This is a genomic window from Bacillus sp. AK124 (assembly GCF_053903085.1).
The window spans coordinates 1,976,722-2,001,153 of sequence record NZ_CP096378.1 but is presented as its reverse complement, the minus strand read 5'-3'; the positions used below and the strand labels follow the sequence as shown (position 1 = coordinate 2,001,153).

Annotated in this window: 28 protein-coding genes and 1 pseudogene; 6 read left to right on the top strand and 23 right to left on the bottom strand. The window is 43.6% G+C overall.

Annotation, left to right across the window (positions count from 1 at the left end):
* Positions 1-12: 12 nt before the first annotated feature.
* From M1E06_RS10125 to M1E06_RS10090, 8 genes are all read right to left on the bottom strand, one after another.
* On the bottom strand, positions 13-666 hold the full coding sequence (locus M1E06_RS10125) for a 3-oxoacid CoA-transferase subunit B (RefSeq protein WP_020451854.1): 654 nt from the start codon (positions 664-666) through the stop codon (positions 13-15).
* Positions 648-1,340 carry a CoA transferase subunit A gene (locus M1E06_RS10120; protein ID WP_020451855.1) on the bottom strand — a complete coding sequence of 231 codons (693 nt, stop codon included), beginning with the start codon at positions 1,338-1,340 and terminating at the stop codon, positions 648-650. The genes M1E06_RS10125 and M1E06_RS10120 overlap by 19 nt, the downstream gene beginning before the upstream one ends.
* A complete protein-coding gene (locus M1E06_RS10115) occupies positions 1,337-2,677 on the bottom strand; it encodes an aspartate aminotransferase family protein (protein ID WP_020451856.1) in 1,341 nt (446 codons plus the stop codon). Before M1E06_RS10115 ends, M1E06_RS10120 begins: the two co-directional genes overlap by 4 nt.
* A gap of 152 nt (positions 2,678-2,829) precedes the next feature.
* Positions 2,830-4,065: an MFS transporter gene (locus M1E06_RS10110; RefSeq protein WP_020451857.1), complete on the bottom strand. Its 1,236-nt coding sequence runs from the start codon at positions 4,063-4,065 to the stop codon at positions 2,830-2,832.
* 139 nt (positions 4,066-4,204) lie between these two features.
* Positions 4,205-4,333, bottom strand: coding sequence for a YjcZ family sporulation protein (locus M1E06_RS10105; protein ID WP_003182774.1), 129 nt, complete (start codon positions 4,331-4,333; stop codon positions 4,205-4,207).
* 80 nt (positions 4,334-4,413) lie between these two features.
* The gene (locus M1E06_RS10100; protein WP_025811273.1) at positions 4,414-5,181 is read right to left on the bottom strand and encodes a GNAT family N-acetyltransferase; all 768 of its coding nucleotides are present in this window, start codon (positions 5,179-5,181) and stop codon (positions 4,414-4,416) included.
* Between the two features lie 345 nt (positions 5,182-5,526).
* The gene (locus tag M1E06_RS10095; protein ID WP_035338557.1) at positions 5,527-6,903 is read right to left on the bottom strand and encodes a UvrD-helicase domain-containing protein; all 1,377 of its coding nucleotides are present in this window, start codon (positions 6,901-6,903) and stop codon (positions 5,527-5,529) included.
* A complete protein-coding gene (locus M1E06_RS10090; RefSeq protein ID WP_020451860.1) occupies positions 6,891-8,657 on the bottom strand; it encodes an ATP-dependent nuclease in 1,767 nt (588 codons plus the stop codon). Before M1E06_RS10090 ends, M1E06_RS10095 begins: the two co-directional genes overlap by 13 nt.
* 79 nt (positions 8,658-8,736) lie before the next feature.
* Here M1E06_RS10090 and M1E06_RS10085 point away from each other — a divergent pair.
* Positions 8,737-8,885, top strand: a pseudogene (locus tag M1E06_RS10085) (DUF2178 domain-containing protein); the annotation flags it as partial.
* A gap of 353 nt (positions 8,886-9,238) precedes the next feature.
* On the opposite strand, the gene msrB reads toward M1E06_RS10085, so the two are convergent.
* Together msrB and msrA are read right to left on the bottom strand one after the other, a co-directional pair.
* Entirely contained in the window at positions 9,239-9,679 is a 441-nt protein-coding gene (gene msrB, locus M1E06_RS10080) for a peptide-methionine (R)-S-oxide reductase MsrB (protein ID WP_020451861.1), read from the bottom strand.
* Positions 9,666-10,211, bottom strand: a complete 546-nt coding sequence (gene msrA / locus M1E06_RS10075) for a peptide-methionine (S)-S-oxide reductase MsrA (protein ID WP_020451862.1) — start codon at positions 10,209-10,211, stop codon at positions 9,666-9,668. Before msrA ends, msrB begins: the two co-directional genes overlap by 14 nt.
* 356 nt (positions 10,212-10,567) lie before the next feature.
* On the opposite strand from msrA, the gene M1E06_RS10070 reads away from it, so the two are divergent.
* Together M1E06_RS10070 and M1E06_RS10065 are read left to right on the top strand one after the other, a co-directional pair.
* Positions 10,568-11,002: a MarR family transcriptional regulator gene (locus tag M1E06_RS10070; RefSeq protein ID WP_020451863.1), complete on the top strand. Its 435-nt coding sequence runs from the start codon at positions 10,568-10,570 to the stop codon at positions 11,000-11,002.
* Between the two features lie 62 nt (positions 11,003-11,064).
* Complete coding sequence (locus M1E06_RS10065) at positions 11,065-11,316, top strand: hypothetical protein (protein WP_020451864.1); 252 nt, start codon at positions 11,065-11,067, stop codon at positions 11,314-11,316.
* Between the two features lie 60 nt (positions 11,317-11,376).
* Here the strand turns inward: M1E06_RS10065 and M1E06_RS10060 are convergent, their stop codons facing one another.
* Together M1E06_RS10060 and M1E06_RS10055 are read right to left on the bottom strand one after the other, a co-directional pair.
* Positions 11,377-12,465, bottom strand: a complete 1,089-nt coding sequence (locus M1E06_RS10060) for a diguanylate cyclase (RefSeq protein ID WP_020451865.1) — start codon at positions 12,463-12,465, stop codon at positions 11,377-11,379.
* A 135-nt stretch (positions 12,466-12,600) separates the two neighbouring features.
* The gene (locus M1E06_RS10055; protein WP_026579414.1) at positions 12,601-13,932 is read right to left on the bottom strand and encodes an MATE family efflux transporter; all 1,332 of its coding nucleotides are present in this window, start codon (positions 13,930-13,932) and stop codon (positions 12,601-12,603) included.
* A 96-nt stretch (positions 13,933-14,028) separates the two neighbouring features.
* Between M1E06_RS10055 and M1E06_RS10050 the strand changes: the two genes are divergently transcribed.
* Positions 14,029-14,733, top strand: a complete 705-nt coding sequence (locus tag M1E06_RS10050; RefSeq protein WP_020451867.1) for a DUF4397 domain-containing protein — start codon at positions 14,029-14,031, stop codon at positions 14,731-14,733.
* A 95-nt stretch (positions 14,734-14,828) separates the two neighbouring features.
* Here the strand turns inward: M1E06_RS10050 and ypmT are convergent, their stop codons facing one another.
* The 7 genes from ypmT to ilvA all read right to left on the bottom strand — a co-directional run bounded on the left by ypmT (position 14,829) and on the right by ilvA (position 19,739).
* Positions 14,829-15,029, bottom strand: coding sequence for a protein YpmT (gene ypmT, locus M1E06_RS10045; RefSeq protein WP_020451868.1), 201 nt, complete (start codon positions 15,027-15,029; stop codon positions 14,829-14,831).
* Positions 15,030-15,060: 31 nt separating this feature from the next.
* A complete protein-coding gene (locus tag M1E06_RS10040) occupies positions 15,061-15,633 on the bottom strand; it encodes a YpmS family protein (protein WP_020451869.1) in 573 nt (190 codons plus the stop codon).
* A gap of 9 nt (positions 15,634-15,642) precedes the next feature.
* Entirely contained in the window at positions 15,643-16,395 is a 753-nt protein-coding gene (locus M1E06_RS10035; RefSeq protein ID WP_020451870.1) for an SGNH/GDSL hydrolase family protein, read from the bottom strand.
* A gap of 139 nt (positions 16,396-16,534) precedes the next feature.
* Positions 16,535-17,125, bottom strand: coding sequence for an SCO family protein (locus M1E06_RS10030; RefSeq protein ID WP_031305174.1), 591 nt, complete (start codon positions 17,123-17,125; stop codon positions 16,535-16,537).
* Positions 17,126-17,133: 8 nt separating this feature from the next.
* Positions 17,134-17,976 carry a DegV family protein gene (locus M1E06_RS10025; RefSeq protein ID WP_020451872.1) on the bottom strand — a complete coding sequence of 281 codons (843 nt, stop codon included), beginning with the start codon at positions 17,974-17,976 and terminating at the stop codon, positions 17,134-17,136.
* A 150-nt stretch (positions 17,977-18,126) separates the two neighbouring features.
* Positions 18,127-18,378: a YpmP family protein gene (locus M1E06_RS10020; RefSeq protein ID WP_020451873.1), complete on the bottom strand. Its 252-nt coding sequence runs from the start codon at positions 18,376-18,378 to the stop codon at positions 18,127-18,129.
* Between the two features lie 92 nt (positions 18,379-18,470).
* Positions 18,471-19,739: a threonine ammonia-lyase IlvA gene (gene ilvA / locus M1E06_RS10015; protein ID WP_020451874.1), complete on the bottom strand. Its 1,269-nt coding sequence runs from the start codon at positions 19,737-19,739 to the stop codon at positions 18,471-18,473.
* Between the two features lie 232 nt (positions 19,740-19,971).
* Here ilvA and M1E06_RS10010 point away from each other — a divergent pair, with 232 nt between their 5' ends.
* Together M1E06_RS10010 and trhA are read left to right on the top strand one after the other, a co-directional pair.
* Positions 19,972-20,973: a sigma 54-interacting transcriptional regulator gene (locus tag M1E06_RS10010; protein ID WP_075213131.1), complete on the top strand. Its 1,002-nt coding sequence runs from the start codon at positions 19,972-19,974 to the stop codon at positions 20,971-20,973.
* A gap of 15 nt (positions 20,974-20,988) precedes the next feature.
* Entirely contained in the window at positions 20,989-21,630 is a 642-nt protein-coding gene (gene trhA, locus M1E06_RS10005; protein ID WP_020451876.1) for a PAQR family membrane homeostasis protein TrhA, read from the top strand.
* Positions 21,631-21,670: 40 nt separating this feature from the next.
* On the opposite strand, the gene M1E06_RS10000 is transcribed toward trhA, so the two are convergent.
* The 4 genes from M1E06_RS10000 to M1E06_RS09985 all read right to left on the bottom strand — a co-directional run bounded on the left by M1E06_RS10000 (position 21,671) and on the right by M1E06_RS09985 (position 24,312).
* Positions 21,671-22,294 carry a hypothetical protein gene (locus tag M1E06_RS10000; RefSeq protein ID WP_025811262.1) on the bottom strand — a complete coding sequence of 208 codons (624 nt, stop codon included), beginning with the start codon at positions 22,292-22,294 and terminating at the stop codon, positions 21,671-21,673.
* A gap of 14 nt (positions 22,295-22,308) precedes the next feature.
* Positions 22,309-22,797 (bottom strand): dihydrofolate reductase, encoded by a 489-nt coding sequence (locus M1E06_RS09995; protein WP_020451878.1) that lies wholly within the window; start codon positions 22,795-22,797, stop codon positions 22,309-22,311.
* A gap of 357 nt (positions 22,798-23,154) precedes the next feature.
* Complete coding sequence (locus M1E06_RS09990; protein ID WP_025811261.1) at positions 23,155-23,694, bottom strand: phosphatidylglycerophosphatase A family protein; 540 nt, start codon at positions 23,692-23,694, stop codon at positions 23,155-23,157.
* A 15-nt stretch (positions 23,695-23,709) separates the two neighbouring features.
* Positions 23,710-24,312 (bottom strand): YpjP family protein, encoded by a 603-nt coding sequence (locus M1E06_RS09985; protein ID WP_035338552.1) that lies wholly within the window; start codon positions 24,310-24,312, stop codon positions 23,710-23,712.
* Between the last annotated feature and the right edge of the window lie 120 nt (positions 24,313-24,432).

Below are 24,432 nucleotides of genomic sequence, written 5' to 3'. Positions count from 1 at the left end.
CAATTCCTCCTCTTACGAAAGCGGCAGTTCGATCCGGACCTTTCCATCCGTCAGCCGCAGCACATCATCAAGATCCTCTTCATTCATCAGCTCTTTTAATACAAAGCCGCCGCTGTCAATGGTGATCACGGCTTTTTCTGTAATCACCATGTCAACGCAGCCTTTTGCAGTCAGTGGCAGAGTGCAGTCGGCGACAAGTTTGGGGGCGCCGTTTTTATCGGTATGGCTCATCACGACAATGACTTTTTTCGCCTTTTGGGCAAGCTCCATCGCCCCTCCCATTCCAGGAACCTTTTTGCCGGGGACGATCCAGTTGGCCAGATCCCCTGACTGGCTGACCTGCAGAGAACCAAGAATCGTGACATCAATCGCGCCCTTTCTGATCATGCCGAACGACAGAGCCGAATCAAAATAAGAAGCGCCTTTTACTACGGTGACAGGCCAGCCTGCCGCATTGCAAAGATTCTCATCTTCCCTTCCTTTTTCAGGCGACTCGCCGATGCCGAGAAGCCCGTTTTCAGATTGGATCATAACGGAAGTGCCCGGATCTAAAAAATTGGGAACTAAAGACGGAATGCCGATGCCCAGATTGACAATCATTCCGCTTTTGATTTCGCGGGCCGCCCGTTTTGCAATTCTCTCCCGCTCTATGACTCCCAAACCCATTTCCAGTTCACCCCTTCCGTTTCAGCGACACCTTCGACAAAAACACCGGGTGTTACAATTTCTTCTTCATCCAGCTCTCCCAGGGGAACGATCCGCTCCACTTCGGCAAATGTCCGATCAGCAGCCATCGCCATAAGCGGGTTCATGTTACGCGCCGTTTTGTCGTAGATGATATTGCCGAATTCATCGGCGGTTTTCCCATAAATAAAAGCGTATTCCGCACTCAGCGCTTCTTCGGCAAGGTATGCACGACCATTCAAAGAAACGATCTTCTTTCCTTGACGCACCATGTCATTATCGATCCCAATATCGGTCAAAATGCCGCCAAGACCTGTGCCGCCCGCACGGATTCTTTCCGCGAGCGTCCCTTGCGGTGAAAATTCAACGGCGAGAAAACCGTCAGTCATTTGTTTTCCCGCAACGGGATTTGATCCGATATGGGAAGCGATCAGCCGCCTTACGCGGTTATTGACGATTAATGGCCCGATGCCGATGCCGGGAAAGCCTGCGTCATTGCATATGACCGTTAAATTTTTTACGCCTTTTTTCAAAATCGCACTGATGAAAGAAGGCGGTGAACCGACTCCCCCAAATCCGCCAAACATGACGGTCGCTTCGTCTTTCAAATCGGCAATCGCATCTTCAACAGCAATTCGTTTGTTCAGGACCGTCATCTTTCGCGTATCACCTTTTCTGCTTGTTTTTCAATCTCGTGTACGGCATGTTTAAATATATGAATAAGTTCTTCCAGCTCTTGATCCGATATCGTAAGGGGCGGCGCAATGATGACCGCATCTCCCCCGCCGCCGTCAATGCCCGCCTGGGACGGATAAAGAAGCAGGCCTCTTTTTTTCGCTTCGGAAATGACGAGAGCCGACACCGGCATTGATGAAGGAAATGTCTTTTTGCTTTTTCGATCGGCGACAAATTCAATCCCGATAAGAAGCCCCTTGCCCCGAACGTCGCCAATGATGCTCGACTGTTTCATGATTTCTTTCAGCATCTTTTTCAGCTTTTCCCCTTTTATCCTGGCTTGTTTGACAAGATCGTGCTTCAGAATGTAGCGGAGAACGGCGAGCGCCGCACGGGTTGAAAAAGGGTTTGCGCTGTACGTATGTCCGCTCATGATGACTCCTGAGCCGTTTTTGACCGTTTCCATGATGTCATCGGATATGACAGCTGCGGCAATCGGTGAATACCCTGCGCTCATCCCCTTGCCGAGTACGGCAATATCCGGGGTCACACCCCAATGTTCAATCGCCAGCAACCGGCCGGTTCTTCCCATCCCACTCATGACTTCATCCGCAATAAAAAGAATTTCATTTTCTTCGCAAATCTTTTTTACTTTTTTGTAATAACCATCGGGCGCTGTTATGGCTGCTCCAGCAGCCCCGATGACGGGTTCGGCCACGAAGCCCGCGATAAATTGCTTGCCGATCCTTTTAATGGCGAGCTCGATTTCTTTCACGCACGCTTCCTGGCAGTCGGGATGAGAAAGCCGGCATCTGTAGCAGTTTGGCGCGGAAGCGGCGGGATACTTGTGCAGCATGTGCGTAAACCTGTAGCGGCGCTCATAAAATCCCGACAGCGACAGGGCTCCGTTTGTAATTCCGTGATAGCTGTTCCATCTTGAAAGGAAAATCGTTTTGTCGTTTTGTCCTTTTTCCTGCCAGTATTGAACGGCGATTTTCATGGCGGTTTCAACAGCTTCCGACCCGCTGTTGACAAAAAAAGACCAATTCAGATCACCCGGCAGCCATTCAGCAAGGAGTTCGGCAAGCTGTTCAGCTGGTTCACTCGTAAACTGTGAACGGTAGACAAATGAAACGAAATCAAGCTGCTCTTTGAGAGAATCAATCACTTCTTGTACACCGTGCCCGAGATTGCAGGTAACAGCCCCCGAACAGCCGTCAAGGTACCGTTTTCCGGAATTGTCGACAATCCAGCTTCCTTTTGCATACTGAACGACCGGATAGCTTGCGTGCAAATCCGGCTTAATCAAAAATGACATGAAAACATCCCCCCTTCCCCAATGAGAGGTTTTTCTTTACATTATATGAATGGGGAAAAGGCGGCATTCTCTTTTCAAGTGAAATGGTTGATTTCGGAGCGTAAACAAAAAAATAAAAGGACATGTCCTTTTATTTTTCCAAGCGCGCTTATTCACATTGACGTTTTGTCCTGCAAAGCAACGGTTTCCTTCGTCTGTTTTTCCCATAAATAAAATGATCTCATCATCGAAAACGCAGCAAACGGCGCGGGCAGTGCGACGATGAGGAATAAATATTCGGGACTGACAGCATCCGACAACATTCCCGCGGCCGCATAGCCGAGCGGCATAAAAGCGCTGTTGACCGCAAAAAAAGCGCCCAGCGATCTGCCTCTGTTTTCACCTTCCGTTACCCTTTGCAAGTAACCTTCAATATAGATGTTGACTACGCCGCTGATCATTCCGATGACGATCAAAATCGCGGCGCCGAGCACGACATGATTAATCCAGCCTAGAGGCGACAAAAGCAGGCCGAAAATCAGCATTAAAGCGGGCACAGCAGCTTTTGCGTGCTCCGGTTTTGCGATAAAAGACAAGAAAAGCGCCGCAGACAGCGTCCCGCACGCCCAAAATGATTGAAAAGCGCCGCCCAGCCAAGCCTGATCTTTTAATAATAGCGAGGTCCAAATGACGATATATATTGGAAAACCGCTGAATACAAGCTGCTGTATGCTCGTCCCATACAACAAATACTTGAGCGGCTTATTTTGAAGCAAGCTTGTAAAACCGCTGAACAATTGTTTGTTTGTAAAAGGAATACGCTTTTGGCTGCCCCTTTTATCTTTGATTCTCCACTCCAAAAAGATGGATAGGAAGGAGAGGCTTCCGCACAGCACCCATAACCAGCCGAAATGCAGAAAGGAAAACAGAACCCCTGTGACAAGCGGAACGATCACTTGGATAAGCTGTGTGATCACTTCTTGAAATGCGATTCCTTTTTCAATTTGTTCTTTCCTCAGTGTATCCGGCAAGAGCGATCTTGCAGCAGGTTCGATTGCGGTCAAACATGCCGATACAATCACCCTTGCAACCGCCAGTAACATAACTGAACTCATGCCTGACAGCGCCAAAAATCCGATTATTAAAAATACAGTTGAAATGATCATATCTGAAGCCGCAATCAATTTCCCCCTGTGAAACCTGTCGGACAGCCAGCCTGTAAACGGCGATATCAAAATCGAGACAGTCAGCCCGATGCCGATCACGACGCTTCCCGAAAGGGCGCTTCCGGTTTCAGCTAAAGACCACCATACCAATGAATAATAGAAAAGAACCGAACTAAAGAGCGATAAAAACGTTCCAGACCACAGTCTGAAAAAGTCCCCTTTAATGACCCAAGCATATTTCAAAGTTTCTCCCCCGTTTGTCCGATATTTTCACCTCATGATTATATTACATATATATGTAAAATTTTACAACAAAAACAAAAAAACCTTCCGGATGGAAGGCTTTGTGAGCATGTCAAGCGACCGGGCGTTGGGCTTTTAGCTAGCAAATGAAAGCCGCACCGACAATGATGAGCAAAATAAAGAGGACAACGATGAGCACAAATGTGTTTCTGCCGTGAAACCCGTAGCCGTATCCTCCAGTAGGACAGCAATAATGGGAGTAATGCACAGGCTTATCATCCTTTCGTATAAAGTCTACACCCCAGCCTATGCAGGCCAAGTCCCAATTGGTATGTGCACCTGCCTACTTTATTCGAACAAATATTTAAATATCGTCGTAAGCTTTCCCTTCTGCTGAAAACCCAGCTTTTCATAAAACGTTTTCACCTGATCGCTTCCCGAAGTCACAAGATAGCACGATTCCATGCTCGATTGTTTGGCAGCGACGAGCATCTGCTTGATAAGGCCCGATCCATAGCCTTTCCGCTGATAAGGCTCCAAAATGGCGACTTCCTCGATTTTAGCAACGTTTTCGTCCTGATCGAGATAAAGCTCGGCACATCCAATCGGTTCTCCTTCTTCCGAGTAGCAGACACACAGCTGAATGATGCCTTCCTCGTAAAAACGATACTTGCGCAGCAGCTTTTCCTTCGCAAACGCTTCATTGATCGACAACGAATCATAAGCCTGCATGATGCGGCAGCCGTCAATGAGAGATTTCTTCGTCCCCCATTCTGCCCGCACAGGGGAAACTCCTTTCCAATCTGCAAGCCGGATCGAATAAAACAATTCTTCATCAAGAATGTATCCAAGATCAAAGAGCGACTTTTTCATTGTGAAAGGGAGATCGCGGTTAAAAGAGCTTTTCACATGAATATAATTTCGGTTTAAAATATCGGGTACCCGAACGAGCAGGGAGTACAGCTCTCTCAGCGGAAATTCGTCCTGCAGCTGCAGAAAATGAGATGAAAACATTTGCGGGATCTGGTCATCTGTGTATATATGATAATGCGACTCAACTTTTTTGCTGCATGTCAGCATTAAATAACGGTCTTCTGTGTTTGAAATGGATGTCACAACGGCTGCCTCTTTTCTAAGATGTTCTATTATATTGTTTTTCGCTTTCAGAGCAGAAAATCCTCTAAAAAAGATGACTCTTTGAAAGAAAGGATCATCTGAACATGCTGCTCTTCTCGGCTTTCTTCTCCGGATTTCGTGCGTTCTTTCAAATCTGGGTTTACCTTCCATTGTATAGGTCCTTATTGATAATTAAAAGAACTTACGACTTGTTCCCCTGTTTGTTTAATTACATTTTTCCAAAAATTTATCATAGGTCGTATGAATGCTCAGTATATTTGTACTTATCCAACATAAACACGTAATTGTTATATTATATCCTATACTATGATCATATAAAACCAGTTAAAAAGCTCTAGTATAGGTTTTTAGCTCTTCTATGCCTAGTTCATTAAATTTTTCATGGATGTATTTATGGCCATACTTTTTTTCTACCTCAGTTGTAACCATTATAGTTAAATCCCGTTTAGAGCGAGTAAGTCCTACATATAAATAGTTCATCATTTTATTGTGATCAACAACTTTTTTAAATAAATACGGAGCAAGCTCAGTGGAAATTATAAACAAACAATTATAGCCTTCTAATCCTTTGATAGCATCAATAGAATCTACTAATGTCCCAGGTTCTACTGTTAATATATTCCTATATGAATCCACAGCAGATCTAATTTTTCCTTTATCTTTATAATTTAGAACTATTGAAAGATCGTGCTCAAGTTCAGCAAAGATATATTCAGTAGCTTTGTTATTTTTCATAGCGTTAGCTGTCTTTTTTAAAAGTACATAAGCCACTAGATCTAAGTTTTTCTCTTTAATAGAAGATGCTTTAAGTGCTAAGGACTTTAGTTCGTAAAATAATAAGTTTTCTGATTTATTTTTATCTACTCGATGAGTCTTAAATCTAGTGTTCTTTTGATAAATATAAGCCAAATCATACAAACCACTTTCAATTTCTTCTTGAATGCTGCAATTTGACTCTAATAAGTATTGTAAGGTGCCTCCTTCATTTGTGGAAGTTTGCTGTTCTTCTGTTGGAATGAAACTATTAGAAAAATCAACATGTGTACTAGGACAGCGGTGGTTCTCTGGTTTGTATTCAACAGTTAAATCACCCGAAATAATTTTCCGAAAAGCTCCTCTATTTCTAAGGTCTTGCTTAGGATCACCTATTAAATTAACATTGATATCAAAATGCGCAAACATGGTTAATACTTCTGAAAGCTCTTTATCCATATCTTGTGCTTCATCTACATATATTGAATCTAAGTATCTAGACAACATTTTTAAAGCATTATCACGCCTGAGTTTTATCTTTACGGTATCATTGCTTTTGCCACAAAGAAGATATTTGGCTGTCTTTGTTACATCTTCTACATGTATTATATGTTCCTCTCTTAGTTCCTTTTTCTTTGTTGCTTTATAGGCAGGTTTAGAAGGAAGGGGGATCTGTGAAGCAGATTTATAAAGGTTTTTATAAATTAAGTGATTAAAAGGATAAATCACTTCTTTTAACAAAAATGAATGTATAGTTTCAACCTTTAGTTGTCTAGGGATGTTCCCTTCTTTCTCTGTAATCTTTTCTTTTATTCTATCTCTCGCAGCATTAGTGTAAGTGATAACGTATATTATTTTATTATCAGTAATCTCTTTAAGCCTTGATATCACGAGATCAGCCATTGAGGTTGTTTTTCCTGCACCAGCCCCAGCCACTACAATATACACATTTTTTCTCCTGTTTTTAAAAAATGAATGACCTCGCTAATGTGATTTGGCATTACCACATCTTTTAATTCTTCAGTTTCTATGTCTTGACAAAAGTGTAACATAGTATCCATCTTTGCTCCCATCCACTTATCTGAAAGTTTTTCGTTAGTGTCAATATCTTCCCAGCCATACTTGGTAGAAAAGTACTTTTTTAGCTTTTGAAAATTATTACTTGTGTTTACGAATTCAGGTTCTAGGGTATACTCTTGTGTAGTTGTTATATAAATGTTGGGATGATGATTATAAGTCTCATGATCTTCTTTTGCCTTAATTTGATTGTCAAAATCTCTAATTATACCGATTTTATGATTTGTATTTTGATTCACTTTAAGCCATATATCAAGCATATTTTTAAAGCCCTTATGTAAAGAGATTACTTCAATATCATTTAACTGTTTCGTTTGTGTACTAAGGTAAGATTTGATAAGCATTTCCTCAGTAGGTCCTTCTACTAGAATGCACTTTCTTGAATAGAGAAACTTGAGAAAGTCCAAGTTAGGTTTTTTAGCCAAGTAATCTAATTGATCACCTTCGAGTTCATTCTTTAGAGCATAAGTTTTTCCTTCTGCCACTATTGCTACATTCTTTAATTCAAGCTTATTAAGAAACTCTGAGCTATGTGTTGAAATAAATAGTTGTAGTTGGTGATTGTTACTCATCGTTGTATTTATAAAACTAGCTAAAAGGTGTTCATTGCTTACACTTAAATGAGCTTCGGGTTCTTCTATTGTTAATATATTTAAAGCTACATCACTTTCTATGCTTAAAGAATTCAACATGACAAATAAATAGATTAAGTTTCGATATCCTAAGCCCTGCGAATTTAAATATTCATCGCCATAACCTAAACGAACATTATTTAATAAAGAACTCATTGAAGGAACATTCGGTAGCAAAGTAATCTTCCCAAAAAAATCTTTAGCATTTTCCAAGTCAGATGATTCCTGCCAATTAAATACTTCTTCTAAGCTACTAATGTTCTTTAAGTCATTGAAAAAAGTCTCATATGATTTTTCCACTTTCTTTTTGTCATCTGTATTCATCTTACTATGTAAGAGAGATACTAATGATTTAGAGCCTAGCTGTGAAGCTTTATTTGAAAAATCATCTCTTTCAGCAGCTAGTGCATTATATTTGAAGTAAGCCAGGTCCGTATAAGAAACCTTTTCATTGGTTGTGGGGATGATTGTTTGATGTTTATAAAACTCAATTGGTAGTAAATTCATTTTTAAATCATCTATGGAATCAACATCTTTTAATATATCTGAGATGTGGCGAAGTAAATCTTGAGGATCTTCAACTTTATATTCATATTTTATAGTGAATGAGGGTGTATCATCGTCTAAATTATTTATCCAATTGCGAACATAATATTCTTCTGCAATTTTTTGGGGAGTAAGTGTTACTTCAACGCTTACAGAAGGTATATGGTCAATAAATTTATCAAGTTCACATACACTGCTTTTAATTTCTTCTAAATTTTCTTCTATGAAAGAATAATAGTCTTGCTTTGATGCACTATTAATGTCTTGCCAACCGAGGTTTTTATTAACCGCTCCAATATCATGATTCATAAAAGGAAGCGTTATTGCTCTAAGAAGATTACTCTTACCACTATTATTATCCCCAATTAAAATCACAACGTTATTGGTATCTAAATCGACTGTTCTTAAGTTTCGGTAATTATTTACCTTAATATTTGATATCTTCAAATTAAAACCCCTTTACTTGTTAATAGTTAAATTATACTATTATTTTCAATAAAAGAACAGTGGATCAGTGGGTACAACCTTTTTGAAAAGCAGTTCCTAAATGCTGTTGGCAATTATTCTATGTGACATCATTTTTCCTAAAGACGATATGTGGACTATCTTTTTTTGTTCAAATATGCGCTGGCATTTTTAGCTAGTGGGGTTTACCTGCCCATCCAATATATATAGGATTTCTTGTAAGGAAAGATCGACGAGAGAGGGCCAGCTAAGAATGGAGGATTAGACGAGGCCAAAACGCTGGTTGTTGGTTTGTTGGATGCTTGTGTGCCCGCACTTACTTATCCTTAACGAGACCACACCCTTTAACATCAAACATGTTTCAAATTTTTATTGTATGCTGGGTATCCTCACGGCAGTCTTATGCCGCTTTACTTTAGCAATAGAAACTACTCGACTTTCTAGCTCGGAGTATTCAATTCCAAATTCGGAGATGAAAAAGCCCTCTCTGCTTTGTGAGAGCAAAGAGGGCAAACCATTGGTTATTTATCATACTAAAGGTACACGACGAGTGCCTTTAAGATCTATTTTTCCCCTTCAAACAGCTTGGCATATTCGCCGTACCCTTCTTTCTCAAGGTCATCCTTCGGCACGAAACGGAGGGCTGCTGAATTGATGCAATAACGCAGGCCGTCCGGTCCGGGGCCGTCCGGGAACACGTGTCCAAGATGGGAATCGGCAGACTTGCTTCTCACCTCAGTCCGAACCATGCCGTGTGAAGTGTCAAGTTTTTCTTCGATCTCCCCGGTATCGACCGGTTTTGTGAAGCTTGGCCAGCCGCAGTGTGCGTCAAATTTGTCAAGCGATGAAAACAGCGGTTTTCCCGACACGATATCGACATAGATTCCGTCTTCGTGCAGATCCCAGTATTCGTTTTGGAATGGAGGCTCCGTCCCGTTTTTCTGCGTCACTTCATACTGCATCCGGGTCAGCTGCTTCAGCCGTTCTTCTTTATTGTTCGCCATGCTTACGCCCCCAATGCTGTTGTATAAATCCTTCTCTTCCGCTTCCGATCCGATACTGTGTGTAGCGTTCAGGATGCTTTTTATGATAATCCTGATGATATTCTTCAGCCGGATAAAATGGCGCGGCTTCCAGAATGTCGGTCGCGATTGGATCTTTAAAGATGCCACTTTCTTCAAGCTTTTTCTTCGATTCCTCAGCGAGTTTCCGCTGCTTGTTATTATGGTAAAAAATCGCTGTCCGGTAAGACTCGCCGCGGTCTGCGAATTGTCCTCCGCTGTCAGTAGGATCGATTTGCTGCCAGTAGAGTTCCAGCAGTTTTTCGTATGGAAAGACATCGGGATCAAACGTGATTTGCACCGCTTCCCTATGTCCCGTTGTATTGCTGCAAACCTCTTCATAGGTCGGATTTTCCGTATGGCCGCCAGTATAGCCGGATTCGACTTTTATAATGCCCGGCTGTTCGTCAAAAGGCTTGACCATACACCAAAAGCAGCCTCCGGCAAATGTGGCGAGTTCTCGTTTTTCAGCCATCTGTTCTGCCTCCTTCTTTTCAACATTTGTTGGGAACCATTATATCACAGCATGCTCATTTTTAAGCCCTCTCCCGCTCATCGCAAAATCAGCCGCTGCCTAAAAAGAAAAAATGACAATAATATGTCATTGCCATCGCCAAATTCTAAGAAACAGCAGTATTCATCTATCATTGTCATGGACCGTTGTTCAATTGATGGTCAAATGAACTAAAAATCTTCTGAAACATACACTTGAAAAACGAAAATTATGGTATCATAGTGATATCATGTTCATGAAAAATAATATTCATGCTGATTCGGTCATTCCTTTTTAAAAAAAGCTGAAATTTGCTACTTATATGGAGGGGCGAAATTTTGAAAGTTAGAGAACAAATGATGTATGATATGGAAGCACTGCTTCGCACAGTATTTAAACAGATACGTGATGAGATAAATGAGCTGCTCGAAAAAGAGATGTCCCGCAATGAATTCATGATTCTCCGCCTGCTGAGTGAGCAAGGTCCGAAGAAAGTCACGGAGTTTGCAACGATTTTAGGCGTTTCTGCGAGCCATATCACAGCTGTAACCGATGCGTTGGTTGAAAAAGGATGGATCACGAGAGTCCGGTCAAAAGAAGACAGACGGATCATCAAAATCCATCTGACAGACGCGGGAAAAGAAATTATCAGATATTTTGAAGAAAAGAAAACGGAATATTATTTCAAGCGGTTCAGCAGCTTCAGTGATGAAGAGCTGAAAACGCTGATTGAACTGTTCAGCAAATTGGACAAAAAACGGGAACAGCGCTAATCGGGTTTTCATAAATTGGCCCGAATCTGTGCACCTTAATTAAAAAAGAGGTGTATTGACATATGACAGCTCCTTATCTTTGTCCAAACTGCAAAACAAACCGAACACGGTTCAACTTAATCGAACAGTCTCCGACATCCGTTAAGATTGATCCGGCAACAGGGGAGATCATGGAAACGTATTCAGATGACGAGCTTTCTCCATTTCACCTGCCCTACAGCGGTCCCGCCATAAAAGTGCAGTGCGGCGCGTGCGGATTAATTGAAGACGAAAAGACTTTTATCAAACTTGCGGAATTCGATAAACGAACATAATAAAGACAGGATAGATGGACATCGTTTCATCTATCCTTCTTCGTGCAGCTTAACGTGAATTCAAACGGAGGCGCACACCCGGTTTCTCCCAAGGTGCTTAGCCCTGTACAAACATTGGTCGGCTTTTTCAATCAACTCGTCCGTACTGCGAATGACCTCCGGAAATGCCGCAACCCCAATCGAAACGGTAATATGAATCTTTTTAGAATGAGAAATTGAAAAAGTGTGTGTCTCCACTTCCTTGCGTATCCTTTCAGCAATCTCTGCAGCCTGCGAATGAGAACTGTTCGGCAATATGACCGAAAACTCTTCTCCGCCGTTTCTTGATACGATACCTTCCGCACGTGTTGACTTTTTTAAAATCGTTCCCAGTTCTTTTAAAATCACGTCTCCATTTGAATGTCCGTATGTATCATTAATCGTTTTGAAATAATCGATATCGATCATAAGCAAAGACAGTTTCTCGTTCTTCTCCCTTGCGTTTGAAATATGAGCATTCCATATCGCATCAAAATGGCGGACATTATTCAATCCCGTTAAATAATCAAGCGACGACTCCTCTTCATACTTTTTCAACAGAAAATGAGATTTTTTTAAATATGAGACGACATATACTGATGTAAATCCGCCGATAGTAGATAAAATCCAGAACCATATCATTAAAATTTTTACTAAATGGAAATCATGGAGGAGCATCAAGATCACAATTGAAATCGCCACATTAGCAAAAATAACCAAAGCAAATGTCTTTCGATAAGTGTCAGCGTCTTTATCCATGACCCTGAGGATGAGATAATATCCTATGAATATAACGATCATTCCTGTAAGCGCTGCAATCGAAGATATATTCCCCCCGTAAACAAATCTTCCTCCTATAATCAGCAGAGAACAAATAAAGGCCGGAAAGACGCCCGTAAATAGAAACAAAATCATAACGGGCACATAACGCAAATCAACGATCGTTTCATCGGTTGCCTGGATCGAAAAGAACATGAGCACATTCCCGAGCAATCCTCCCATGACGCCGTCAATCCAATTAAGTTGTTTGTTTGTAGCTTTTCGGGAAAAAATATTCCACTTTAGCTGAGTGTAGATAAAGAGTGAAGTAATTAAAATGCACAAATTCAAAAATAAATCGATTAAAAACATGACAAGCCCCCAACACCAAACTCATTTTATATTGTATATATCGTCAATTATTAAGACGTTAACAGCATTTTTGTTTCTTTGCTTCAGATGGCCGGCGGGAATCGCTTCCGGGGCTTGCCGCAGGAGCTTGTTCTTTCATTTTTCAAATAAAACGAGGTCCTTCCACTTCCCGTAGCGGTAATATAAAAACGCGGTCAGGCTGCTCAGCATAAAGCTCATTCCAATGCCAAGTGCTATGCCGTTTTCGCCAAGCCACTTTGAAAATAAGTATGTAAACGGATAGCGCAAAACCCAAAAAGAAATCACGTTCAGCACCAAAATTTGAAACATCGCGCCCGCTGCCCTTACAACACCGTTTAACACAAAGTTAATCCCGATAAACGGATAGAAAAAAGCAATCGTTTTTAAATATTCTTCCCCGAATGCAGCTGAATCGGCTTCCGAAATAAACAGCCTGACCGCATGATAGCCTGTCAGAAATATCGCGGTGCTGACGGCAGCCATAAACAGCAGAACATAAATGACGCCGTAGTGAGCAATTTTTTTCGTACGCTCCATATCGCCGCTGCCGACGGTTTGGCCAGCCATACTGTTGACAGCCGTGCCGATGGCCATCGCCGGGAGTATCAGCAGGCTGTCAAGCCTCTGTACCGCGCCAAACCCTGACACGACACGTTCTCCAAATGAATTGACAACGCTCATAATCGCCATCGAGCCGCCTGAAATCACCATCATTTGCAAGCCGGCAGGCACTCCGAGCTTCAAAATGACGGACGTCTCTTCCAGAGACGGAAGCGCGGGCTTTGAAAATGGAACAAGCCGCTTTCTCACCGTATAGACCACACCGTAAATGAAAGCAATCCCTTGGGAAATGACGGTTGCATAGGCCGCTCCGGCAATTCCGAGGTTGAATACCGAGATAAACAGCGGATCCATGAACAGGTTCAGGATGACGGCCAAGAGGACGAAACGCAAAGGTGTTTGACTGTCGCCGACCGCCCTTAACACTGTACTGATGAAATTATAGCCGAATAAGAATATAATCCCGATAAAATGAATGCTCAAATAGCTTGCAGCCAAATCCATCATATTGCCGGGCGTTTGAAGAAGCGAAAGCAGAGGCTCTGTGAAAAAATAGCCGATAACCCCGAGCAATACGCTCATCGCTGTCATCAGAACAACAAACGCGTTGATATATGAAGTAAGTCCCTTCTTATCCCCTTTTCCTTTCTGCTGCGCAAGAATCGTCAGCGCCGCATTGTTGACGCCCAATACGAACGACAGCACCGTAAAGAAAACCGTCCCTGAGACGGCCGCAGCACCGAGTGCTTTTGCTCCGAGCAGATTTCCGACCCACAAGCTATCGACGAATTGAAATGAAATCTGCAAAAGATTGGCTAAAATGATCGGGCCGGAAAAAAAGACCAGCTGTTTAAACACATTTCCGTATGTAAAATCCGTTTTCATTGTTTACTCCTTTTCATCTGTCGTCTTGATCGCGATGTGACCGATGGCTTCGCAGCCTCATATAATGTCAGAAAGCATGCAAAGGGGCGTGACAAAATGTTCTCTACAGATCATGATGCCCGTCAAATGGCGGAGGGTTTTCGGAGGAACTGCTACCATCTTCCGCCTGTAGAGGCGCCCTTTTATTTTCGAAACGGCGGAAAAGCAGCGATGATCAGACTGCTCCACGCGGCTCCTCACACCGACAATCTCGACGTATTCGTAAACGGCATATCCGTTTTTCAAAACATCTCCTATACAGATTTATCTTCTTATGTCCGGTTTCCTGCCGGCCGTATTCAAATCGATGTTTTCCAAAGAGGCAGGGCGCACGGTCCCTTGCTGTCGGTACAGTATCACCTGATCCACGGCGGGTACTGCACGGTTGCCGTTACAGGCACAGCTGCAAAGCTCATTCCCGTCGGAATGTATGACCGGCCTGCGGCTGATCCGGAAAGCCGCAGCATCCGTTTCGTTCATTTATCACCGGACTCTCCAGCTCTTGACTTTGCAGTGCAAAACGGACCTGTCCTGTTTTCAGGTGTCCCCTTTCAAACGGTCACGCGGTACATCCAGGTGCGTTCACAGAAAATCGACATGGAGGTAAAGGCCGCCGGTTCAACAGCGGTCCTGCTGAAGGTTCCGAAAATCACGCTTCACGCCGGGGAATCCACAACTTTGTATGGCCTCGGTTTCGTCAACGGCTCCCCTTCTCTCACAATAAAAGCGGCGCCGTTTCCTGCCAAAGCTCCGCCTTCATAGCGAAAAAAAAGAGACCTGATGTCTCTTTTACAGTCTGCTGAAGCATGGACAACAAAATCCTAAAACGGTCTCATGTTTTAGGATTTTGCCGGCAATTATTGATTGTGATGGTCAGTTTTTTTATGTTTTTTCGCATCTAGGGTAAAGATCATAATGCTTAAAAACAACGCACAATACCCGATGTTCAAATACATCTTGTCCATGTTTTCATCGATGAAACTGAAGGCGGCGAGGCCGCCGAAGTACAGTGAAAACAACATAGACAGCAAGCTGAAATATGTGTAGATACGTTCCATATGTTCACCCCTGTAAATCCCGCCGCACGATCTATGAATCTGTTTGTGCAGGCTGATAATAAACAAATTCGATTTGATCTTTTTCTAAATCAATGTCTTTTGCTTTCACATACATTCCGTTTTTAAGCGGCATCTCTGACAGACGGACTTGAATTTCTTTAGCATCCGAACGAACGTGTACAAAATCAGGAAGATCATAAAATTGATCCATGTAGTTCAGCACCATCGATATCGGAACATTTAACTTGCCGATCGAAAATCTCGTCACGTCAAGAACCACATCTCCGTTTTTTTCCACTGTCGGCCGAAAGGACACCCTCGCATCGACTGTCGAGGAAAAGGCGCGGATCGCACCGACGATGTGGAATTCATCGTCGATTTCGATTTGATAGTCAAGATCCGGCGAAGACTCCTTCTCCAAATATGTGTTGATGAATGCGGCCAATGATTCTTTCGTGCTCGTCACGTTCAATTGGTATTCGCTCGGAGTCGGCCGCGACGGTTCCTTTTGACCGCCGGGCATGAATACGAGAATGAAAATCCCGGCAAGTATGATGACGTTGACTGCTGCTAAAATTAAAAATAAGTTCTTCCATTTCTTCATTTTTTCACCTTATTCTGCTTGGGGGTCTTCGTTTTTAATTTGTTCGTAAACGCGTTTCGCTATTAAAGAATATCCGTATTGATTAGGATGAAACTCATCTTTTGCAATCTTCTTTTCATCGCTGTATTCCTCAAAAATATCAGCGATATTCGCTATTTTCGTGTTGGAGACCTTTTTCAGGCTTTTTTCTGCTCCTTCATTCCATTCGTCTACGACTTGGTCAATTTCCCTCAGTTCAGACAGCGTAAACTTAAACGGATTATACATGCTGACATAAATCAACTCAGCGCTGGCGTTTTGCTCTCTAATTTCCGCTAAAATATTCGAAAACCGCTTTTCAAACAGTTTTTGTTCAACGCGGAAAGGTGTAAGCGTTAAGTGCGCGAAGTTTTGGCGGACGACTTTCATCAGGTCGTTGCCCCCTATTGTAAACAAAATGTAGTCTGCATCTTTCAGGCCCTCTTGTACTTCTTTTTCTTTTAATCTTTCAAGCAGCTGATCAGTCCGGGAGCCTTTAACGGCATAATTTTTGACCGTTACGGACTTCACATCGCTCCGGCTTTCAAGCTCGTCGGCCACCATGCCGACATAGCCTTTCTTCTCTTGATCGCCTACCCCCTCTGTCAGAGAATCGCCCACTGCTGCAATCACGATATCGCGCTTAGGGGAGACCGATGTTTTTTCAACGCCCGCATTCCATTCCGTACAGGCTGAAAGCAGACAGACGAGGGCCATCATGACTGTTATAAACCGTATGTTCAAAAATGATGCCCCTTCCTTCTAGATACCTAAAAAAAAGTGTACCATGTTTTGATTCTTTTGAAAATGATTTGACAGGTGTAAAAAAAAGCCTGTTTCCGGTGGTCAGGAAGCAGGCTTCAGCGGCAGGCGCCCGTTTTTATCAACGGTTTTCCAGCGTCTTAATATCGGCGATGATTTCATCGTACGGCGTATTTTTTGCACCGTCATAATCCTTGACGACTTTGCCGTTTTGATCGACTAGATAAAATGACGATTGGTGAATCACCTGATCCTCATCTTCAGGTTTTTTCACGATTGCTTTAAAGCTTTTCAGCGCAAATTTTTCAATTTCCTCCTGCGAGTATCCAGTTAAAAAATCCCAGTTTTGAAAATTGAGCGGATAGTTGGCCGCAAATTTTTTCAACTTTTCCGGCGTGTCATTTTCGGGGTCAACGCTGAAAGAGACGATGCGGGCCTGCAGGTTTTCCTCTTCCATTTGTTTTTGCAGTTCAGCCATATGTGAAGTCATCGGCGGACAGATCGTTTTACAGTTCGTAAATATAAAGTCGGCCACCCACACCTGGCCTTTTAAACTTTCAAGAGACACGGTTTTCCCGTCTTGATTTTGAAAAGAAAAAGATTGTACGTCATAGTTTAAAGAATTTTCAATCTTGCTAGTTCCGCAGGACGAAAGAAACACTGTGAGAATCCCTGCAAGGAAAATGCCAAAAACGTTTTTCAATCCTTCCATCCCCTTTTTCAATCGGTGTAAAAAGTAAAACCGATCGCTCCTTTTCCGGTATGAACAGAGATAATCGGCGTTGTGTACGCAATATCAATATCGATTCCCGGGATATGTTCAAGCAAAGAGTCTTTCAGCCTATGAGCAAGGTCGAGTGCATCGGCATGGGCGATTCCGATCGCTTGCACCGTCCTTCCCTTCACCGCGGAAAGAAATTGACCCGTTAAATAACGGATAAGCTGACTGGTGCTCCTGACATTTTTTTCAGGCGTATAGATTCCGTCCTCAAGCCTCGCGATCGGCTTAACCTTGAGCAATGAGCCGATCAGCGCTTTTCCTTTCCCGATGCGGCCGCCTTTGATCAAGTTATCAAAATGATCAATTGTCACATAGAGGGATGTCCGGTCGCGCAAGTTCTCCAGGTCTTTTACAATCGCTTCGGCCGTCATTCCCTCTTCGGCCAGCAAGGCGGCTCGTACGACCTGAAAGCCGAGGCCTTTTGAAATATACATGGAATCAATCACCGTAATATTCCCGTCGACCATGTTTGAAGCGCTTACAGCCGTCTGGTATGTCCCGCTCAATTGGCTTGAGAGATGGATGCTGATCACTTCGCTTCCGTCAGCGGTCAGCTCTTCGTACAGTTTGATAAAAGCGCCTAAAGGCGGCTGTGAACTTTTCGGGAGTTCTGCGGCGCTCTCCATTTTCTCAATAAATTCGTCCGGCTGAATATCGAACCTGTCTCTGTAAACAATGCCGTCGATTGATATCGAGAGCGGGAGAACGGAAATATGATATTCTCTGAGCAGTTCTTCGCTCAAGTCAGCTGTTGAGTCCGTTACAATTTTAATGCTTGGCAATTCCCTTCACATCCTGTCGGTTCAAATGGTGAATTTCCTAGTGAGGCCAAATTCGGCATGAAAAATTCTTTGCCGGCCGAATGCCGTCTTCCGCCCTTTTCCAAGCGGATTTGGCTGTCTTCATGGGCCGGCAAAGAATGCTATCAATTCTTATGCATTATGCTTCAATTCTTCCTCTTGATAAATGGCGAGGTAATCCTGCCATTTCAATGCTCTCTTTAAGTAGTCCCTAAAGGAGTAGACGTTTTTTTTCCGCTTTGAGCAATAGAGTGTCTTTAAAAAGATTTCGAGCCTCAGACTGGCCATAAAAAAATGCGGGTCGTCCTCCTTCAGCAGGGGTATTTCCGTCACCTTCACCTTCTGTCCATCCGAACGTTTGAACTCCAGGCTTTTAAGTAACAAGCTATCAATCCTCATTTATGAGATATTTTCTTTATTATACATAATCTCAGGAGCCGTTGTCTTTGATTTATACGTGTTTTCAAAAAAATTTCTTAAATCAGCAAATGAAAGAGCCCTTCATCTTTATTCACTTCGACATAGCGGAAGCCTTTACGGTCCATTCTCGCAATCAGCGGCTCGTAGTCTTCGCGCTGTTTCAATTCGATGCCGACGAGCGCAGGGCCGCTGCTTTTATTATTTTTCTTCGTATATTCAAACCGGGTGATATCATCGGTCGGCCCGAGCACTTCATCTAGAAATTCGCGCAAAGCTCCCGCCCTTTGCGGGAAGTTCACGATGAAATAATGCTGGAGTCCTTCATACATCATCGATCTGTCTTTGATTTCCTGCATTCTGCCGATATCGTTGTTTCCTCCGCTCACAATGCATACGACATTCTTTCCTTTGATTTCATCCCTGTAAAGGTCTAAAGCGGCGATCGGCAGCGCTCCCGCAGGCTCGGCGACAATCGCGCATTGGTTGTACAGCTCAAGAATCGCGGTGCATACCTTTCCTTCGGGAACGAGCAAAATATCATCTACAACGGTTTCAAGCGTTTTAAATGTCTCTTCGCCGATTTTTTGCACGGCGGCTCCGTCTACAAATTTATCGATTTTCTCGAGGGTCACGACTTCGCCTTTTTTGTTTGATTCAAATAGAGCCGGCGCGCCTTTGGGCTCAACCGCGATCAGCTTTGTATCCGGGGACACGTTTTTCATGTAGGTTCCCACTCCTGAAAGCAGGCCGCCGCCGCCTACACTTGCAAATAAATAATGGGGTTCTGTTTCGATATCGTTTAAGATTTCGACCGCAACCGTTCCCTGTCCGGCCATGACGGCAGGATCGTCAAACGGGTGGATAAATGCCCGTTTTTCTTCCTCGCAGCAGGCGACTGCGCTTTGATATGCATCATCGAACGTGTCGCCTGTCAGGATGATCTCGATGTATTCCTTGCCGAACAATTCGACTTGAGAAATTTTTTGCCTCGGAGTCGTCGACGGCATAAAAATCTTTCCGTGAATACCGAGATGTTTACAGGAAAAAGCGACCCCCTGCGCATGGTTTCCTGCACTGGCGCAGACGACCCCGTTTTTCGTCGTTTCTTTTGAAAGCTGCTTCATTTTATAATAGGCGCCTCTCAGTTTAAAAGAGCGGACAACCTGCAGGTCTTCTCTTTTTAAATATACGTTGCAATCGTACCTCTCGGAGAGCCTCTCATTTTTTTGGAGGGGGGTATGAATGACAACATCTTTTACATTTTGATGGGCTTTTAAAATGTCTTTGACTTGGATGAGAGAGTTTTCTTTAAGCAACGGTTTCATGTATAAGATCCTTTCTGTATAAAGCTTTATTTAATACGCCATTATATCATGAATATTCAAAATTTAAAGGGCAATTCTTTGTTATTTACAGAATATTATACACTTTCTCAATATATACGGAGTTCTTTTCGATTCTTAATGTGCAGCCAAATATACTTTTTTTCAAAAAACTCTTTATTTGTTCTAATTGGGTGTTATAATAGAACCAATTAGAACCAAAAGGAGATCCGCCATGATTAAACACACGTACCCATCCATAGGGTTCTCCGAGCTGATCGGGGAATGCGATTCCTTTTTGCAAACGAAAAACAGAGCGATACAATTTGCAGCCTCTTCCCATCCGATTCTGATTCATGGAGAAACAGGCACAGGCAAAGAGCTGTTCGCCAAAGCCATTCATTCCGGATCATCTTTCAACCATGATCCCTTCACACACGTAAGCTGCAGCACGCTGAATGAAGATGAAGCGACTGAAGACTTTTTTCTTTCAGAGATGAATGAATCCGGAACCTTGTTTCTCGACGAAGTGTGGGGGCTTTCCTTGCCTCTCCAGGGCAAGCTTTTGGCAGCCATTGAAAAAGGGATGCCAAAAAGACTGATTGTCACCTCAAGCGTGCCGCTCGGTGAACGGATTGAAAGCAGGGAATTCCGCAAGGATTTGTACTACAGGCTCAATGTGCTCGACCTTCCGCTTCCCCCCCTTGCTGAACGGCGAAGCGACATCCCCCTTCTCGTGCATCATTTTTTAAAAAGCGGGGATCATGACATATATGTCGAACCGGTCGTTTGGAAGGCTTTAGAGCAGCATGAGTTTGAGGGGAACGTCAGAGAACTCAAAAACATGACGGATTATATGAAAACCGTCTCAGACGGGAAAACGATTCAGCTTTACGACACTCCGCCGGCGTTAAGAGAACAAATCGAAAAGAAGAAGCCAAAAGATAAAAAAACGGCTTCAACATCACTGACTTTGATGGAAAAAGAGGAGTTTGCGTTTTTGCTCGATGCAGTCAAGCAATTAAATGAAAAAGGAGAGCCTGCCAGCCGCAGAGTTCTGTCTGAACTGAGCAAAAACGGCAAGTCGGAGCTTACCCCCCAGCAAGTGCGCAGCAGATTGGATTATTTGGAAAAAAGAGAGTTTATTACAAAGGGCCGCGGAAGAGCCGGGACAAAAATCACGCTTGAAGGCCTCCGCTTTTTAAGCTCTTTAAAGCATCACATTATTCAAGATTAGAAAGGGTGTCTTGGTATGTACACGATTAAAGAAGAAATTGCGAATGCAATTACCCATGGGCTCGGCGTTCTCCTCTCCATACCCGCCATCGTATTTTTGGTGATATTTGCGATTCGCTACGGAAGTCCAGTGGATGTTGTCAGCTTTTCGATTTTCGGCGCTTCCATGCTGTTCCTGTATTTAAGTTCGACCCTTCTGCACAGCATTCAGCACCAAAAAACAAAAGATATTCTTGAGATCATCGATCACTCAGCCATCTACGTACTGATTGCGGGCACATACACACCGCTGCTCCTCGGACCTTTGAAAGGCACGCTCGGCTATACAATGCTTGCGGTCGTCTGGGGACTTGCGATTGGCGGAGTTGTATTTAAAATCTTTTTTGTGAAACGATTTATCGTGGTCAGCACGCTGGTGTATCTTGTGATGGGCTGGATGGCGATTATTGCGATCAAGCCGCTTTATACGGCCTTGACCGGAGAAGGATTCGCCCTGCTGCTCTTAGGGGGAATATTGTATTCTGTCGGAACGATCTTTTATTTATGGAGAAAGATCCCGTATCATCATGCGATTTGGCACACCTTCGTACTCGGCGGCAGCGCCTCCATGTTTTTCTGCGTGCTTTTCTACGTGGCAAAGGTGCCGTTTATATCATAAACGGCGAAAACCAGGCTCCCATAAAGGAAGCCTGGTTTTTTTATGCCCGAAGCTGTTTGTTTTCGGTCAGGACGTATGCCGGGTGGATCGTCAAGTCGATATCAGCAGGTCTCAGCCTCTTGAACAACTTGCCTTTCTTCATGTCTTCCGTACCGGCTGTTTCGACTGCAACGATCGGAATGCCGAGCTTTTTGGATAAAGATTTGTAATCGAGCCCGTCATCTTCAGACAGAATAAAGCTTTGGCCTTTCCTGACGATCTCTTCCACTTTTTCAAGTGATGCTTCCTTGTCGGCGCTTTTTTTGACCGCGGCCATTTTATTGAGCCAGCCGCTGAGCAGCGGATAACGAAAGGCGCGCGGATCAGCAAAAAACGAAGCCGTTTTATCAAGGTGTCCGAGCAGCACGGCGAGCTCTGACAGGCCGAGCTTTGGATGCACGTAAAGGACGGGGCCAGCCGGGGATCTTCCGTTCTGATGGATGGAAACGGTCGAACCGGTTAAGCCGATGCACCCCCGTAAAAAAGCTTTCGGCTTATCAAAGACAGCTTCCATCTGATTGGCGTACGAAAGGCGCGGGTCAAGTGTCTGTAGCGCCTGCAGGAGCTTGATATGCTTGATGAACATATAGGCCGAATACATCCATAAAAAACAATAGCGAAACATGAAAATCCTCTCCTCTATCCTTTTCTTTGATAAACGAGGAATTCGTAGTCATATGGATTTTTGTCATCTTTCAGGCCTTTCCGCCTCGAAACGATTTCCCACTCAGCTTCGCTGAATTCAGGAAAATACCGGTCCCCTTCAAAGGTTTCATCGATTTTTGTCACATACAGCTTGTCCGCAAAAGGCAGAATCTCCGCGTACAGTGTTGAACCGCCGATGACAAAACATTCTTCGTTTTTGTTTTTCGCAAACCGCACCGCTTCTTCTGCCGAGTGCATCACCTGACAATTCGGAATATCCAGTTCTTTATTGGATGTGACGATGATGTTCTCCCGGTGAGGCAAAGGTTTGCCGATGGATTCAAACGTCTTTCTCCCCATGATCACGGCGTGTCCTTTCGTCACCTCTTTAAAATACTTCAAATCCTGCGGCAGATGCCATGGCAGATCATTATCTTTGCCGATCAGGCGGTTTCTGTCCATGGCGGTAATCAATGAAATCATTAATTTAAAGCCCCCTTATGATGTTTGTAGCGAAATAATGCCGGATGATGCTCATCTCTTTGTGTGATCATCTGTGAACATGATGCATGAAGATGGAGGTTAAAGCTGTGATGAGAGGAAACCTTTCTTCGAGGTTTTCATTCTGATCAGGCCGCCCGAATGCATTGGTGTCATTCCCCGTTTTGTTAAATTCCGGTTCTCTAACATATGACGGCATATATCCGCATGATGTTTCATTTTTTTCATCCTTTTGTAGTGTATCTTGTTTAACCTTTCGAAAACAAGACATTTTTCGGGAAAAGACATAAAATATCGGCATAAAAAAACCCCGCCTGATGGCGGGGAGGGCGAGGTCTTTCAACGGCTTTTCGCAACGCTCTGTCCGTCTGTTCTCTCTTCATCCTCAAGATCCTGATGCGAATGGGCAATTCGGCTTGCAGCAGCTGCCGCCAAGGCAGCGACGATATCATCAAGGAACGTGTGAACCTCATCGTCCGGACAGTCGTCCAGTTCTTTAATGATGCCGAACTTTTCTTTATCCAGATAGCCGAAGTTCGTCAAGCCGATCGAACCGTAGACGTTTACGATGGAAAGCGGAATAATCTCGTCGATCCCGTAAAGGGGTTCATCCGTTTCGACCAAATATTGAAGCGGTTCAGGCAATAGCTTTTTCTCGGCAAGCTGGTCAAGCGCTATCCCCGTTAACACGGCATGAACGATTTCCCTTTTGTTTAAGACCTTTTCGACATTCTCAACGCATACAGCAAGCGACAGATCAGGATGGTATTTTTCCTGCAGCTTTTGTACGATCAGTGCAATATCCTCAATCGTAACCCCGCGCTCATTCAGCATATTTTTCGTTAAGTGCACCATTTCATTCATCGTATACTTCTTCATCTGCATCAATCTCCTTTAGTGGCTCATCCAGTTAGGCGGTGTATTGCGGTCCCAGTATATGCTTCCGAGATCGTGATGTTTTTGAAAGCCGTCTTCGGCAGTATGATAATGAAAGTTAAACCAGTACCCTTTATGCGGCGGCTTGTCCCTGCGCACATGGAACCTCAGCACATCCTCCCCCGTTTTCCGGTTGTAAACGTGGAAGATTCTCTCCGACTTCCCCGCCGTCGGCGTTTTGGAAATGACAAGATCCTGGTAAGCGTCATTGTCCTGCATTGTCATGAGATGGCTGACGATGATCTCCTCGACCTTTGGAAGCACTTCTTCCCTGTACTCGTCTTCGATGACCGGCGATATCCTGCTGCCGAATTTTACGAATGACAGATCTTCTGCTTCATTGAGCAGTTCATCCTTGTAGCTGTCAAATGAAGATTTGGATTGGCCGTCTTCTTCAAGTTCGGGCTCTTCCTGCTTTTGATAAACAGCTGTATACCCGGATTCTTTCATGCTCTGATGCTCCTGCGGCTTGTCCGCCATTAATGCCGCAGGAGGAGATACAAGGCCGAACGTTGCAATTGTAAATAATGTGACAAGCGCTTTTCTCATCCACATCTTCATGACTGGTTAGTCCCCTTTTATATCGCTTTCTCGTTTTCTCTTATTCTATCATAGGTTGAATTTTCAGTCATTCATAAAGTGACGGTGCAAATAAACAAAACGCCTTTTCTTTTGGCGATA

Bases quoted from the DNA above. Each gene is read 5' to 3' on its own strand.
- M1E06_RS10125 (WP_020451854.1), bottom strand. From the start codon at position 666: ATGGGTTTGGGAGTCATAGAGCGGGAGAGAATTGCAAAACGGGCGGCC.
- M1E06_RS10120 (WP_020451855.1), bottom strand. From the start codon at position 1,340: ATGACGGTCCTGAACAAACGAATTGCTGTTGAAGATGCGATTGCCGAT.
- M1E06_RS10115 (WP_020451856.1), bottom strand. From the start codon at position 2,677: ATGTCATTTTTGATTAAGCCGGATTTGCACGCAAGCTATCCGGTCGTT.
- msrB (WP_020451861.1), bottom strand. From the start codon at position 9,679: ATGGCGAACAATAAAGAAGAACGGCTGAAGCAGCTGACCCGGATGCAG.
- msrA (WP_020451862.1), bottom strand. From the start codon at position 10,211: ATGGCTGAAAAACGAGAACTCGCCACATTTGCCGGAGGCTGCTTTTGG.
- M1E06_RS10065 (WP_020451864.1), top strand. From the start codon at position 11,065: ATGACAGCTCCTTATCTTTGTCCAAACTGCAAAACAAACCGAACACGG.
- M1E06_RS10060 (WP_020451865.1), bottom strand. From the start codon at position 12,465: ATGTTTTTAATCGATTTATTTTTGAATTTGTGCATTTTAATTACTTCA.
- M1E06_RS10055 (WP_026579414.1), bottom strand. From the start codon at position 13,932: ATGAAAACGGATTTTACATACGGAAATGTGTTTAAACAGCTGGTCTTT.
- M1E06_RS10050 (WP_020451867.1), top strand. From the start codon at position 14,029: ATGTTCTCTACAGATCATGATGCCCGTCAAATGGCGGAGGGTTTTCGG.
- ypmT (WP_020451868.1), bottom strand. From the start codon at position 15,029: ATGGAACGTATCTACACATATTTCAGCTTGCTGTCTATGTTGTTTTCA.
- M1E06_RS10040 (WP_020451869.1), bottom strand. From the start codon at position 15,633: ATGAAGAAATGGAAGAACTTATTTTTAATTTTAGCAGCAGTCAACGTC.
- M1E06_RS10030 (WP_031305174.1), bottom strand. From the start codon at position 17,125: ATGGAAGGATTGAAAAACGTTTTTGGCATTTTCCTTGCAGGGATTCTC.
- ilvA (WP_020451874.1), bottom strand. From the start codon at position 19,739: ATGAAACCGTTGCTTAAAGAAAACTCTCTCATCCAAGTCAAAGACATT.
- M1E06_RS10010 (WP_075213131.1), top strand. From the start codon at position 19,972: ATGATTAAACACACGTACCCATCCATAGGGTTCTCCGAGCTGATCGGG.
- trhA (WP_020451876.1), top strand. From the start codon at position 20,989: ATGTACACGATTAAAGAAGAAATTGCGAATGCAATTACCCATGGGCTC.
- M1E06_RS10000 (WP_025811262.1), bottom strand. From the start codon at position 22,294: ATGTTTCGCTATTGTTTTTTATGGATGTATTCGGCCTATATGTTCATC.
- M1E06_RS09995 (WP_020451878.1), bottom strand. From the start codon at position 22,797: ATGATTTCATTGATTACCGCCATGGACAGAAACCGCCTGATCGGCAAA.
- M1E06_RS09990 (WP_025811261.1), bottom strand. From the start codon at position 23,694: ATGAAGAAGTATACGATGAATGAAATGGTGCACTTAACGAAAAATATG.
- M1E06_RS09985 (WP_035338552.1), bottom strand. From the start codon at position 24,312: ATGAAGATGTGGATGAGAAAAGCGCTTGTCACATTATTTACAATTGCA.